Genomic DNA, 12,935 nt, shown 5'->3' with positions numbered 1-12,935 from the left:
ACTCCAAAATTTTTCATCCATGAGAAATCCCTCCGGTTTAGGCAACGTGGGCGTCAGTCGCCGGCGTTGACGTTAATTTTGACTTATTCAACAACAGGGAGCTGGCGACGACGGACAGGGAACTCAAGGCCATGCCCAGGCCAGCAATTTCAGGATTCAAAGCCAGGCCGAAGACGGCGAAGACCCCAGCGGCAACGGGAATCCCCAACGTGTTGTAGATGAAGGCCCAGAACAGGTTCAACTTGATTCGGTTGAAGGTCTTCTTGCTGAGTTCAAGGGCCCGGACCACGTCCATCAGGTCATTCTTAACCAGGACGATCCCACCAGATTCGATGGCGATATCGGTCCCGGAACCCATGGCGATTCCGACGTCGGCGGTGGTTAAGGCGGGGGCGTCGTTGATACCGTCACCCACGAAGGCAACTGGCCCCTCGGCCTGAAGCTGCTTCACGTGGTCAGCCTTGTCGCCAGGCAACACGTCGGCGATGACCGTGTCGATGCCCACTTCGGCCGCAATGGCTTCGGCGACCCGTTGGTTATCACCGGTCAACATGACCGTCCGTAACCCGCGCGCTTTAAGCGCAGCCATGGCACCAGCGGAACTGGCCTTTGGCGCATCTTGAATGGCAATCAACCCAATGATTTGGTCGGCGATGCCCACGAGAACCACGGTTTTGGCTTCGCTTTGTAGCTGGGCCATGCGGTCACTCAGCGTGGCGTCTAATTTGTAATCGGCGATTAATTTATCATTCCCAATAAAGGCTTGTTGGCCGTCAACCGTGGCCTGAACCCCTTTACCTTCGATGGCTTGGAAGTTTTCAGCAGCGGTGACGTCAACTTTTTCAGCCTTGGCCTTGTCCAAAATGGCAGCGGCCAGGGGATGTTCTGAGGAAACTTCAAGGTTAGCAGCCACCCGTAAGACCGTGGCTTCGTCGCCGACAATGTCCGTGACCTGGGGATGACCCTCGGTAATGGTCCCAGTCTTGTCGAAAACGACCGTCTTAACGTGGTTGGCCGCTTCGAGGACTTCCCCATTTTTGATCAGGATACCCATCTTGGCACTGCGGCCGGTTCCTACCATTAAGGCAGTTGGCGTCGCAATCCCTAACGCACACGGGCAAGCGATGATGACGACGGAAACGGCGAAGAGCATGGCCGTGACCAGGGAAGCGCCGATGAAGACGTACCAGATGGTAAAGGTGGCGATGGCCACAATCAAGACGGCAGGGACAAAGATATCAGCGACTTTATCCACGGACTTTTGAATCGGTGCGTGACTAGTCTGAGCCTTCTTGACCATTTCCACGATTTGGGAAAGCAGGGTGTCGTTGCCGACCTTGCTGGCCTTGAACATGAAGGTCCCGTTGCTGTTCATGGTGGCGCCGATGACGTGGTCGCCAGCCTTCTTGGTGACGGGCATGCTTTCACCGGTGACCATGGATTCGTCGATGGTCGAGGTACCTTCGGTGATAACGCCGTCGACGGCAATCTTTTGGCCGGGACGGACGCGAATGATGTCACCGACAGCGACTTCGGCCAGGGGAACCTTGACCAGTTGGCCGTCGCGCATGACCTCGGCGTCCTTGGCCTGCAAGTCGACTAACTTGCTGACGGCGCCAGACGCGGAGTGCTTCATTTTCTCTTCGAAATATTGACCCAGTAAGATCAGGGTAACCACGAAGGCGGCACTTTCAAAGAAGACGTCCTTGCCGGCTAACATCGCGTAGAAACTGTACAGGTAGGCGGTAGTCGTCCCGATGGCGACCAGGGTATCCATGTTGGCGTGGTGGTGGCGAAAGGCGGCCCAGGCACTCTCGATGAAGGGGCCCGCCGAAACGGCCATGACCGCCGTGGTGAGAAAGAACATGGTCCAGACACCGCCGGGCAACATGATGCCCAGTGGGGTGGTAAACATTTCAATTAATAGGGGTAAGGACAGGATGAGTGAGAAGACGAACCGATTTTTAATACTCATGGGTGAACGACCACCTTTCCGAAGAACATGTCCATCCCACAGCTGAACGGAAACTCGCCGGCCTTGCTGGTGTCGATGGTGACGGTGCGGGCCTCGTTTAAAGGGAGGTCTTCGCTGAAGTTCAGACTCTCGGAATGAACTTGGTCCAGACAGCCGGCGTCGTTGATGCGTTTGAAAGTGAGTTCGGCGGGGACGCCTTGGGTGAGCACGACTTCTGCTGGGGAGTAGCCGCCGTTGACGATGACCGTTGCTGATTGTTTGTTTGTCATGATGAAGACCTCCGATTTATTTAATAATAACCTTGCCGTGGAACATGTTCATGCCGCACGCGTAATCGTATTCGCCAGGCTTGCTGGTGTCGATGGGAATCACGTGCGCTTCATTTTGCGGTAAAAATTCGTTGATGCCGAAGTCGGGGAAGACGACCTGTTCTAAACAACTGGAGGGGTCCTTCCGGTTAAACGTGAGCGTGGCGGGTACGCCCTTCTTCAAAACCACGGTGCTGGGGGAGTACCCACCGCTGACTTCAACGCCCACGTCCTGGCTGGAACCAGTCACGGCGGCGTCAACTGCGGCGGTGGTGTGCTTGCCGAAGAACCACCAAGCGATAAATCCGATGAGTAATAAGGCAACGATAAGCACTAAAATTTTTGTCATGAGAGCGATCTCCTTTTATGTTTACATCTGTAATCCTTAATTGATGAATTAAGCATACCGCCATCGTTTACGTTTGTCAACGATAAAAAATCGGTATGCCAAGATTACATATTTGTTGGGGAATATTGCGGCACCAAGGGGACAAAAAAGCGAGCAGATCGCCGGTCGTACAGCGATTGCTCGTTCAGAAAAGCCTATTCTAAATTTTTAACCAATTGCGGATTGTACACGAGCTTCTGCACGTGCTTGGTAATTTTGGCCATCCGGGGGAAACCAGTGAAGCCGGTTTGACCGTGGCCGTGGGTCATGATGACCAGCACGTAGCGTTGCCCATTGGGTAGGGTGACGATGCCGGCGTCGTTGTTGGTATCGGCTAACCAGCCGACCTTGTCCGCCACGAGGGTGCCCTTGGTTGCGGCGGCCGCTCCGGCGGGAATCCCGTCACGGTAAACTTGTTGCTTCATTAGGGATAGCAGCCATTGACGATTATGGGCGTTATTAAATGGCGCATCCGCCCGTGCCAATTTAAGCAGCATCTTCTGCAGGCTGGCGGCCGTCGTCATCGATTCCTGGTTCATGACAAAGGTGGGAGCGTAGAGGCCCTCGCTACTGAGAAATTCATTGATGCCGGCGAGGCCGTACGTATCGAGGATACCTTCGGGAAAGTCGTTGTCGCTGTTCACAATCATTCGGTGGAAACCGTCCTGATTCGTCGGCGTCCAGGTGTAGGCCTGTTGGCTGCTCAGGTGGAAGAGGTAGGCCGCGATGTAGATCTTGTAGGTGCTGGCGGTAACCTCTGGCGTATGGGCATTGGCCGACGTGGCTAGCTTACCGGATTTGTAAAACCGATTGGCGACGGCTGACTTAGCCGATTGACTCCCCTTGGTGACACCCAAGTTGTAGAAGGTGATGCTGGTGGTGCCATCGGCGGTGAGCTTTTTAAAGTAGGTATGTAGTTGTCGTTTGACGTGCCGTTGTTGGGCACTGATCTGCCGACTGGTTGCCGGCTTATCGGCTTGGACGTGAGGCGTGGCTTGTTTTTGCCGTGCTTGCACACTGAAGATGCCAGTAAAACCAAGGACCACAATGGCGCCAATCATGACAACGATGCGGTATTTGACCAGCAGGTCTTTGAGGGGAAGGCGTTTCGCGTGTTTCATGGGCATCTATCTCACTTCTTTAGGGTTTGTCTGGCTAACTAATTAATGTTTTTAATTATACGCTCAAATATCGATGGCGTACACGTGAAAATAACGGTAGGTAATTGTTGGGGTTGTGTCGGGATTAAAAAAGAATGGTGGGGGCCATTCTTTTTGGGGTGTTGGATTTGGGGATGCTTGTTAAGTTCAAGGGTGTGTTTTGTGGAGTGTAAGTCTGTGTTTAGCCGGTTGGATTCAGGTCTGGGATTTGCCATTGATTTTCTACTTTCCTAGGTCGTTTGACTAGTTCGTCCTGGAACAATCCCGATACTTGCGGCCTCCGAAACGTGCTACGAGAGCCAGGTTCCTGCGCTTAACCGCATTGGCTCGGGTCTAGGATTTGCCGTTAGTTTTTTACTTTCTTAGGTCGTTTGATTGGTTCTTCGCGGAATAATCCTGGTCCTTGCGGCCTCTGAAACGTGCTACGCAGGGCAACTGGTTCCGCTTAACACCGTAACGAAAATGCCCCAGGCCCGGGGGCATTCCCGTTACGCCGTTAATGCTCGCCAGTTAGGCGCCCTGCTCCGCACTCTAAACCTCTTGTACCAACCCATCAAAGAACCGCTTCAAAGAAGTCTTCCCGCCGGTAGTCCGGGTGCCCTCTAGTAGGAGCATTTCGCTGCGGACGTTCTTGTATTCGTAGAGGGTGTTGGCGTATTCGACGACGATTTCGTCGCCCATGCCGTCTAGACTGATGTTGGCGAGGTTAGTCAGGCCGGTCTTGATGGCGCGGCGGATGCGTTGGAACATGATTTTCTTTTCGCGGTCGTCGATGTGGTAGGTGGCGTTGAAGTCGATGTCACGGAAACTGATGTTTTGGTCGAGCATGACCTGGGCAATTGCCAAGATGTCTGATGAACCGGCCTCCGAGGTGATTCCCAGAAACCGCAGAATCGAGAGAATCTTTTCCTTTTGGTGTTGATGTTGGTCAACCACGGGGGCAGCGGTGATGGCCCCGCCACCGACTAGCGATTGAATGTTGTTGAGCTTCGTGGCCATTTGGACGCTCTGGGCGACCTTCTCGACCACCGTTTTCACTTCGATCACGTTGATGGGCTTATCAATGAAGAACTCAATGCCGGCCTCGTAGGCTTGGGCCCGCAAGTCGCTGTCCTTGACCTGAGAAATCATGATGGAACGCAGGTCGGGCTTCAGGTCCTTGAGCTGTTTGATCAGGTCGATACCGGAAATACCCGGCATCAAGAGGTCCGCCAGCACGATGTTGACGTCCATGATCATGATGTCTGACAGGGCCTTCTTCGCGTCGTGGGCGATGCCGACCACTGTGTTATCGGGGTTCTTTTCCAAAATTTGACGTAAAATCATCGGAATCGAGGGGTCGTCGTCAACAATGTAGAAATTCATTAGGCTTCTTCCTCCTGCTCTAAGCGTTTCTTACTGAGGGTCACTTCAAAATTGGTGCCTTTGCCGAGTTCGGATGTCACGTTGATGTCGCCGTCAAACTGTTCCTGGGCAATGATCTTCACGTGCGACAGGCCAATGCCCCGGTAGACGTCACCGTTCTCGTTGAACTTAGTGGTGAAGCCGGGCTGAAAGATCATCGACAGCGTTTCCTGGTCCATGCCGCTGGCGTTGTCACTGACGTTCAGGATGATGTGGTTGCCGCGGTCGATGGCGCTCACGACGACGGTTCCGGAAGGCTGATTTTCCATGGCGTCCACGCTGTTAAAAATCAGATTGGACAGGATGGATACGACGTAATAGTGGTTGGGAATGACGAGATCCACGTGGTTGTGGACCTCGATGGTCACGTGCGGGAACTTGGCCTTGATGGATTCTCGGATGTAGGAAGTCGTAATTGTTAAAATGTCTGACAGTTGCATGGCGGTATCTTCATCGTCATTGAAGTAATCGCCCAGTCCCCGAATCACGTTTTGGTAGTCTTTCTTAATTTCATGCACGTCGCGGGCAATCTGTAAGGCTTTATCCTGCTCGGCCTTGTCGATATCCGTGTGCTGGAGGTCCTGATTCAAGAGGTAGGCGTTCTTCATGACGTTCTCGATTTCACTGATGTTCTTGCGCATGAAATAAACTTCGCTGTTTACAGCCGAGGCCACCCAGATGAAATGATAGTAGCGTTGCTCGTGTTTTTCGTCCCGTAACATCAGTTTAAAGTAATGGTAGAGAAAGGCCAAGAGACAACTGACAATGCTGCGGACCAGTGCGGCGATAAATAAAATCTGAAAAAGTCTGTATGTATAATGGGAGAAATCGGTTAGCAAGCTAACTTCTAAGAGGTTGGAAAGGTAGTCACAGAGCACGATGGTGAGGAAAAAGGTGGTGTTGGTCCGCTCCGTTTTGCGCCAGTACAAGAAGTAGTAGAGAATGCCGTAACACATGTAGAACGCCATGTCCGCGAGGATGTAGATGACGTTGTCATACGGATCAACGGCGTGGCCAATGAATAGCAACAGGCCTCTGAAAATCGGTGAGGCAATCGTAACCGCGACCAACAACTGAATCGGATTCAGGTCGCTATTGAAGTACAGGATGACCGGCAAAATGAAAACGGACAGCGTAATAATGAAGCCGGGGGCGTAGGTTTGAAAATTTACCTGCGAGGCTAAGGCAATGCAAATCGCTGCCAGGATAATGCGTTGATAACGTTCCTGGCGGTATAAATGGAACTGTTTCATCATATTTTGAGCTCCTTCGAAAAAAGTTTAACAAAGTTTTGAAGCATTTTGAAGTTCTATGAAACCGCTTTCTATACTAGTACTTGTAATTAACTAAAGGAGGAACACACAATGTTTAATCTTCGTAACCGTAGCTTTTTAACTTTATTGGACTACACCCCTAAGGAAATGGGCTATTTACTGCAATTAGCCGAAGACCTGAAAAAGGCCAAGTACGCTGGGACTGAACAACAAAAATTAGCTGGTAAGAACATTGCTTTAATCTTTGAAAAGAGTTCAACTCGTACCCGTTGTGCCTTTGAAGTCGGTGCCCATGACCAAGGCGCACAAGTTACATACTTAGGACCTACTGGGACCCAAATGGGTAAGAAGGAATCTGCCAAAGATACTGCCCGCGTTTTAGGTGGGATGTTCGACGGGATTGAATATCGTGGGTTCTCTCAACGGACTGTTGAAACGTTAGCCAAGTACTCAGGCGTGCCTGTTTGGAACGGTTTGACCGATGAAGATCACCCAACCCAAGTCTTAGCTGACTTCTTGACTGCTAAAGAAGTTTTGAAGAAGAACTACAGCGACATCCACTTCACTTACGTGGGTGATGGCCGGAACAACGTGGCCAACGCCTTGATGATCGGTGGCGCAATCATGGGGATGACTTTCCACTTAGTTTGCCCTAAGGAATTACGGCCAACCAAGGAACTCCGTGACAAAGTTAACGCGATCGCCGAAAAGACCGGTGCTGAAATCTTAATCACCAGCGACATCGACGAAGGGGTTAAGGATTCTGACGTCTTATACACCGACGTTTGGGTATCCATGGGTGAACCCGACTCAGTCTGGGCCGACCGGATCAAGTTACTCTCACCATACCAAATCACTAGCGAAATGATGGCTAAGACTGGCAACCCAGACGTCATCTTCGAACACTGCCTGCCTTCATTCCACAATGCTGAAACCAAGGTTGGTAAGGAAATTGCTGACAAGTTTGGCATCACCGAAATGGAAGTTACGGATGAAGTCTTCGAAAGCGATGCTTCAGTTGTCTTCCAAGAAGCTGAAAACCGGATGCACACCATCAAGGCTGTCATGGTTGCAACCTTAGGCGAATAGTGGGGGACTAACATATGGCTAAAATCGTTGTTGCTTTAGGCGGAAACGCTTTGGGCAAATCACCAGAAGAACAATTAAATCTAGTAAAGCACACCGCTAAGTCTCTGATTGGCTTAGTCGCTGCCGGGAACAAAGTGGTTATCAGCCACGGTAATGGTCCCCAAGTTGGGGCGATTAACTTAGGCATGAACTACGCTGCTGAAAATGGTCAAGGCGCGGCCTTCCCATTCCCAGAGTGTGGCGCGATGAGCCAAGGGTACATTGGCTACCACTTACAACAAAGTCTGCACAACGAATTGCACCGTCAAGGCATCAAGAAGGACGTGGCTTCCGTTGTGACCCAGATTGAAGTTGACCAAAATGACGCCGCCTTTGATCACCCATCCAAGCCAGTTGGGTCTTTCTACAGTAAGGAAGATGCTGACAAGATTGCTGCTGAAAAGGGCTACACGTTTGTTGAAGACGCTGGTCGGGGCTACCGTCAAGTTGTCCCATCCCCACTTCCTAAGTCTATCATTGAAATCAAGAGTATCAATGACTTGATTGAAAATGATAACTTGGTTATCGCCGGTGGTGGTGGCGGGGTACCCGTCATCGAAACTGACGAGGGCTTGAAGGGTGTGCCAGCCGTCATCGATAAGGACCGTTCAAGTGCCTTATTGGCGGCCAACATTTCCGCAGAACAACTGATCATCTTGACCGCCGTTGATGACGTTTACGTCAACTACGGTAAGCCAGACGAAAAGGCTTTGCGTGAATTGTCGACCAAAGACGCCCAACGTTACATTGACGAGGGTCAGTTTGCCCCCGGCAGTATGTTACCTAAGATTGAAGCTTGCTTGAGCTTCGTCGCTTCAGGTAACGGCCGCACGGCACTGATTACGTCACTGGATCACCTCGACGATGCCTTAGCTGGCAAGGTCGGGACGCTGATCAAAGCTTAATCAGTTAAATTAACGGAACGTGGTCCAATCGTACGGTGATGTTGGTGACACCCGTTCTTGGACCACGTTTTTCGTATGGCGTTAAAAATCACTTAAGGGGTGAAATTAATGGATGCATCAGTCGCACCAAAACCGAAGAAGAAAAGATTTAAATTGAAAATGCCCGGCGCGTTCGTCATCTTATTTATTTTGACGATTGTCGCCGTGCTTGCCACTTACATTATTCCAGCCGGTTCATATTCTAAGCTATCATATAGTGGTTCCCACCTGGAGATTTCTCGTCCAGCTGGTAAGACCGTTAAAGTACCAGCGACGCAACAGGAACTGGACAAATTGGGCGTGAAGATTAAGATCAAAGAATTCACGTCTGGTGGGATTACGCAAGCGGTCTCGATTCCCAACACATATCATCGCTTGAAGCAACGGCCAGCCGGACTCGGCGCCATTACGACGAGTATGGTCAACGGGACGATCGAAGCCGTGGACATCATGGTCTTCATCTTCGTTCTGGGGGGCCTGATTGGGGTCGTTAAGGCCAGTGGGGCCTTTGAATCCGGCCTGATGGCATTGACGAAGAAGACGAAAGGGCACGAGTTCTTACTGATTTTCATGGTTTCCATTCTCATGGTTCTTGGTGGGACGTTGTGTGGGATTGAAGAAGAAGCGGTGGCCTTCTACCCAATTTTGGTGCCTATCTTCATTGCGATGGGCTACGACTCCATCGTCTGTGTGGGGGCTATCTTCCTGTCGAGTTCAATTGGTACCGCTTTCTCAACGATTAACCCGTTCTCTGTCGTGATTGCCTCTAACGCTGCCGGGATTAACTTTACCGAGGGGATTACTTGGCGGATTGCTGGGTTGGTTGTGGCGGCGGCCTTCGTTGTCGCTTACCTGCACTGGTACAGCAAGAAGGTTAAGGACACGCCATCATTCTCATATTCATACGAAGATAAGAGTTCCTTTGATAAAATGTGGTCCGTTTCCTCTGATGACACCGCCAACACGGCCTTCACGATGCGGAAGAAGATTATCTTGGTCTTGTTCGTGGTGACGTTCCCAATCATGGTCTGGGGCGTTATGTCCCAGGGCTGGTGGTTCCCAACCATGGCCTCTTCCTTCCTCCTCTTTGCCATTATCATTATGTTTATTACCGCTACTGGTAAGTATGGTATCGGTGAAAAGGGTGTCGTTGATGCCTTCACCAATGGGGCCGCAAGTTTAGTTGGGGTGTCATTGATCATTGGGTTAGCCCGTGGGATTAACCTGGTGATGAACAACGGGATGATTTCCGATACGATCTTACAATACTCCTCGAACCTGGTCGCCCATGTCAGTGGGTCCGTCTTCATCATCGTCATGATGCTGATCTTCTTCGTTCTGGGATTCATCGTGCCATCATCTTCTGGTTTAGCTGTTTTGGCAATGCCAATCTTCGCGCCATTGGCCGATACGGTTGATATTCCTCGGTTCGCCGTGGTTACCGCTTACCAATTCGGGCAATACGCAATGCTGTTCCTGGCCCCAACCGGTCTGGTGATGGCAACGCTACAAATGCTGGACATGAAGTACTCGCACTGGTTCAAGTTCGTTTGGCCAGTTGTGCTGTTCGTGCTGTTCTTTGGTGGCGCCATCCTGGTGATGGAAGTGCTGTTCAGCTAGAAGGGCGAGGTGGTTTCTGTTACCAACTATCACAAAGCATGAAGTATTTAGAACCCATTAAGATTAAATCAACTGAGGATCGACTTGCGGGTCGGTCCTTTTGTGTCATCAGTAAGTTAATGACTAAATGCTTTTCTGATTAATTAGTGGTGTTAGGTACACAGTCTACCAGAAAAATAGCCGAGACCCGGCAAACGTGTGGTATACTAACGCTTCGTAGGCTTTAATTTCGAGATTTTCTAAGGGGGAACCAACTTGGCACTTACAACCGCCAAAAACTTTTTACTAGTAACCGAACATATTGGGCAAAAACCCACGTTGCGGACGCGCTTCACCACGCAGGCATACTTCGTGCTGGCGACGCTCCTCGACCTATTGGACCAAGAGATTCTTCAGGTAGAGGGTGACCGGTTGATTGTGGCTGACGAGGCGCGCTTGGATCAGCAGCCGGCATACCTGAATTCATTCCGGATTCGGTTGACCAGTGATATTGCCCAGGACGACCGCTTGAAGACGGTGCTGAAATTGGTGACGAGCTGGGATATCGTCAACGCCATTTACGACGGCATCGGCGCGGAAACGCTGGCAGAGCAGACTACGGAGCGGGTGCTTTTCCAAAATAATTTGAAGCCCCACGTGATCTACGAGCCCACGGCGACCAGTAAACAAGAGGTCCTGACCACGCTCGAGGACCAGATTCAGGCGGGCAAGCTGACCCGGGCTGGCAGTAATTTGTTCCTGATTTTGTCGCAGCAGGACGCCTTGAAGTGGCTGTTTGATGAGGCTGAAGGGGCGACGTTGTCCGAGCAATTCGCAGCCGCTACGGCGGGGGATAGCTACGTGCAAACCGTCAAGCAGGTGACGGTGGCCGCCGCTGAAATCATCCAGATGAAGAAGTTTGAGATGGATGGTTGGCTGAGCTAAACGTTGTCATAGCATCCGGGCTGGTGAAAACTGGACCTGGTCGCGTCCGTTCCCGGCGGCGCGCTCAAGGCGCCCTGCTGTGGGGCCGGTTCCAGCCAAAGGGCGGGTTTCCACCTCAACTTTGAGCCTGAGGGGCAGTCTCAAAGGTTGTCCCATGGAACTAGGCTGGGAAAATACCCCAGCCAAGGCCATCGACACAGCCGGGCACCTTGGCTCGCCTCTGGTCACTTCCACAACCGGCCCAGTTTCCCCAGCCCTGCGGTGGGCGTGCGTTTAATTCGCAAGCATGGTGTTTCTTGGTGGTGCTCACTGAACAAAGTCAAGCTAAATCTACCTTGACGTAGACCATCCTGATAAATCAGAATTCACCATTATTTGCAAGTCAGGACATTCACTGAATTTATTTGCGTCAAAATAAGTGGCCACTCACAATCATGCTGAGTGGCCATTTTTGTTGTCCTGGCTGGTTTTTACGGTGAATGACCGGTGGACGAATCACGTTGGACGGTCAACTTATTAACTGTCTAATAAAGCAGGTCAAACTTGTTTTGGCCCCCGGAGAGGCCTATGCTGAAATTGTGAAGGAATTCTCAAAAGGAGATGGGTGGCATGTCATTAACGATTGCTGCTTTACGGGAAGCGCCTGGGGAAAACCGGGTTGCCCTCTCACCAGAAGTGGTACGGAAGCTGGTCAAGAGTGAATTTCAAGTGCTGATTGAGGCCGGGGCTGGGACGCGGTCCTTCTATCCGGATGCCGTTTACGAGCAGGCTGGGGCCAAAATCAGTGAGCGAAGCGCCGTCATCAAGGACGCCGATGTGATTGCGACCATTGGTCAGCCCGGCGCTGACGTGGTCGACCAGTTGACGGCCGGGCAAACGTTACTGGGCCTGTTGCGACCGCTAACGGATTTGGATTATGTCAAAGAATTAGCGGCGAAAAAGGTCAATGCCTTAGCCTTTGAACTGCTGCCACGGACCGTTTCGCGGGCTCAGACCATGGATGTCTTGAGTTCACAGGCCAGTGTTGCCGGGTATAAGGCAGCATTGGTGGCGGCAGACAGTTTTGCCCGGTATTTACCCATGATGATCACGGCTGCCGGGACGGCGAAACCCACCAAGGTGCTGGTCTTAGGGACCGGGGTTGCCGGTCTGCAGGCCATCGGAACCGCTAAACGGCTTGGTGCCATGGTCTCCGGCTATGACATTCGGCCAGCCTCACGCGGGGAAGTCGAATCGCTGGGTGCGACGTTCCTGACCACATCCGTCTCTGCCACCGGTGAGGGCGGGTATGCCCGGGCCTTGACGCCAGAAGAAACGGCGCAACAACAGGCTGAGCTGGCGGACTTCATTGCCCAAAACGATGTCATTATCACGACGGCGCAAGTGCCCGGACGGCGGCCACCGTTGTTGGTCACCCAGAAGTCCGTGGATGCGGCCAAGGCGGGGACCTTATTTATCGACCTCGCGGCGAGTGAATTGGGCGGGAACGTTGCCGGTTCACAGCCGGGAAAGACCGTAACAACGCCGCAACAGGCCCAGATTGTGGGGGCTGGCGACATGGCCAGTCAATTGCCGGCCTCGGCATCCGATATGTTTGCCAAGAACGTGCAAGCCGTGCTGAACGCTGTTGTCCAGAATGGCAAATTGGTGCTGGACGTGGACGACGAAGTGGTTGGCGAACTGCTGGCCACCTATCAGGGCGACATCATCAGTAGTCGGGTGCGTGAAGCGATGAAATTGCCACCACGCGAGCCCGCCAAGCCAGCGGAAGCACCCGCAGAATCAACTGAATCCAAAGGAGTTGATTAGG

Annotated in this window: 11 protein-coding genes; 5 read left to right on the top strand and 6 right to left on the bottom strand. The window is 51.9% G+C overall.

Going from position 1 to position 12,935, the window contains the following annotated elements:
- Nucleotides 1-37: 37 nt before the first annotated feature.
- From JUF22_RS03700 to JUF22_RS03675, 6 genes are all read right to left on the bottom strand, one after another.
- Nucleotides 38-1,975, bottom strand: coding sequence for a copper-translocating P-type ATPase (locus JUF22_RS03700; protein WP_203643461.1), 1,938 nt, complete (start codon nucleotides 1,973-1,975; stop codon nucleotides 38-40).
- Nucleotides 1,972-2,244, bottom strand: a complete 273-nt coding sequence (locus JUF22_RS03695; RefSeq protein WP_203643459.1) for a cupredoxin domain-containing protein — start codon at nucleotides 2,242-2,244, stop codon at nucleotides 1,972-1,974. Before JUF22_RS03695 ends, JUF22_RS03700 begins: the two co-directional genes overlap by 4 nt.
- 16 nt (nucleotides 2,245-2,260) lie before the next feature.
- Nucleotides 2,261-2,632 carry a cupredoxin domain-containing protein gene (locus tag JUF22_RS03690; protein WP_125763640.1) on the bottom strand — a complete coding sequence of 124 codons (372 nt, stop codon included), beginning with the start codon at nucleotides 2,630-2,632 and terminating at the stop codon, nucleotides 2,261-2,263.
- A 194-nt stretch (nucleotides 2,633-2,826) separates the two neighbouring features.
- Nucleotides 2,827-3,792, bottom strand: a complete 966-nt coding sequence (locus JUF22_RS03685) for a serine hydrolase (RefSeq protein ID WP_203643457.1) — start codon at nucleotides 3,790-3,792, stop codon at nucleotides 2,827-2,829.
- A 570-nt stretch (nucleotides 3,793-4,362) separates the two neighbouring features.
- Nucleotides 4,363-5,196: a DNA-binding domain-containing protein gene (locus tag JUF22_RS03680; RefSeq protein ID WP_203643455.1), complete on the bottom strand. Its 834-nt coding sequence runs from the start codon at nucleotides 5,194-5,196 to the stop codon at nucleotides 4,363-4,365.
- Complete coding sequence (locus JUF22_RS03675) at nucleotides 5,196-6,491, bottom strand: sensor histidine kinase (protein ID WP_203643453.1); 1,296 nt, start codon at nucleotides 6,489-6,491, stop codon at nucleotides 5,196-5,198. The genes JUF22_RS03680 and JUF22_RS03675 overlap by 1 nt, the downstream gene beginning before the upstream one ends.
- A 108-nt stretch (nucleotides 6,492-6,599) precedes the next feature.
- Here JUF22_RS03675 and argF point away from each other — a divergent pair, with 108 nt between their 5' ends.
- The 5 genes from argF to JUF22_RS03650 all read left to right on the top strand — a co-directional run bounded on the left by argF (nucleotide 6,600) and on the right by JUF22_RS03650 (nucleotide 12,934).
- Nucleotides 6,600-7,598: an ornithine carbamoyltransferase gene (argF, locus tag JUF22_RS03670; RefSeq protein ID WP_203643451.1), complete on the top strand. Its 999-nt coding sequence runs from the start codon at nucleotides 6,600-6,602 to the stop codon at nucleotides 7,596-7,598.
- A 14-nt stretch (nucleotides 7,599-7,612) separates the two neighbouring features.
- Complete coding sequence (arcC, locus tag JUF22_RS03665) at nucleotides 7,613-8,542, top strand: carbamate kinase (protein ID WP_125763630.1); 930 nt, start codon at nucleotides 7,613-7,615, stop codon at nucleotides 8,540-8,542.
- A 108-nt stretch (nucleotides 8,543-8,650) separates the two neighbouring features.
- On the top strand, nucleotides 8,651-10,201 hold the full coding sequence (locus JUF22_RS03660) for a YfcC family protein (protein WP_203643443.1): 1,551 nt from the start codon (nucleotides 8,651-8,653) through the stop codon (nucleotides 10,199-10,201).
- Between the two features lie 255 nt (nucleotides 10,202-10,456).
- Nucleotides 10,457-11,125, top strand: coding sequence for a hypothetical protein (locus tag JUF22_RS03655; RefSeq protein WP_203643441.1), 669 nt, complete (start codon nucleotides 10,457-10,459; stop codon nucleotides 11,123-11,125).
- A gap of 609 nt (nucleotides 11,126-11,734) precedes the next feature.
- A complete protein-coding gene (locus JUF22_RS03650; protein WP_203643439.1) occupies nucleotides 11,735-12,934 on the top strand; it encodes an NAD(P) transhydrogenase subunit alpha in 1,200 nt (399 codons plus the stop codon).
- The last annotated feature ends 1 nt before the right edge of the window (nucleotide 12,935 follow it).

Origin of the sequence: Levilactobacillus lanxiensis (genome assembly GCF_016861655.1) — a bacterium.
Taxonomy (GTDB): domain Bacteria; phylum Bacillota; class Bacilli; order Lactobacillales; family Lactobacillaceae; genus Levilactobacillus; species Levilactobacillus lanxiensis.
The sequence above is the reverse complement of the archived record's forward strand: the minus strand, read 5'-3'. Positions and strand labels throughout refer to the sequence as shown.

Coding starts and splice junctions, on each gene's coding strand:
- JUF22_RS03700 (WP_203643461.1), bottom strand. CDS start 1,975: ATGAGTATTAAAAATCGGTTCGTCTTCTCACTCATCCTGTCCTTACCC.
- JUF22_RS03695 (WP_203643459.1), bottom strand. CDS start 2,244: ATGACAAACAAACAATCAGCAACGGTCATCGTCAACGGCGGCTACTCC.
- JUF22_RS03690 (WP_125763640.1), bottom strand. CDS start 2,632: ATGACAAAAATTTTAGTGCTTATCGTTGCCTTATTACTCATCGGATTT.
- JUF22_RS03685 (WP_203643457.1), bottom strand. CDS start 3,792: ATGAAACACGCGAAACGCCTTCCCCTCAAAGACCTGCTGGTCAAATAC.
- JUF22_RS03680 (WP_203643455.1), bottom strand. CDS start 5,196: ATGAATTTCTACATTGTTGACGACGACCCCTCGATTCCGATGATTTTA.
- JUF22_RS03675 (WP_203643453.1), bottom strand. CDS start 6,491: ATGATGAAACAGTTCCATTTATACCGCCAGGAACGTTATCAACGCATT.
- argF (WP_203643451.1), top strand. CDS start 6,600: ATGTTTAATCTTCGTAACCGTAGCTTTTTAACTTTATTGGACTACACC.
- arcC (WP_125763630.1), top strand. CDS start 7,613: ATGGCTAAAATCGTTGTTGCTTTAGGCGGAAACGCTTTGGGCAAATCA.
- JUF22_RS03660 (WP_203643443.1), top strand. CDS start 8,651: ATGGATGCATCAGTCGCACCAAAACCGAAGAAGAAAAGATTTAAATTG.
- JUF22_RS03650 (WP_203643439.1), top strand. CDS start 11,735: ATGTCATTAACGATTGCTGCTTTACGGGAAGCGCCTGGGGAAAACCGG.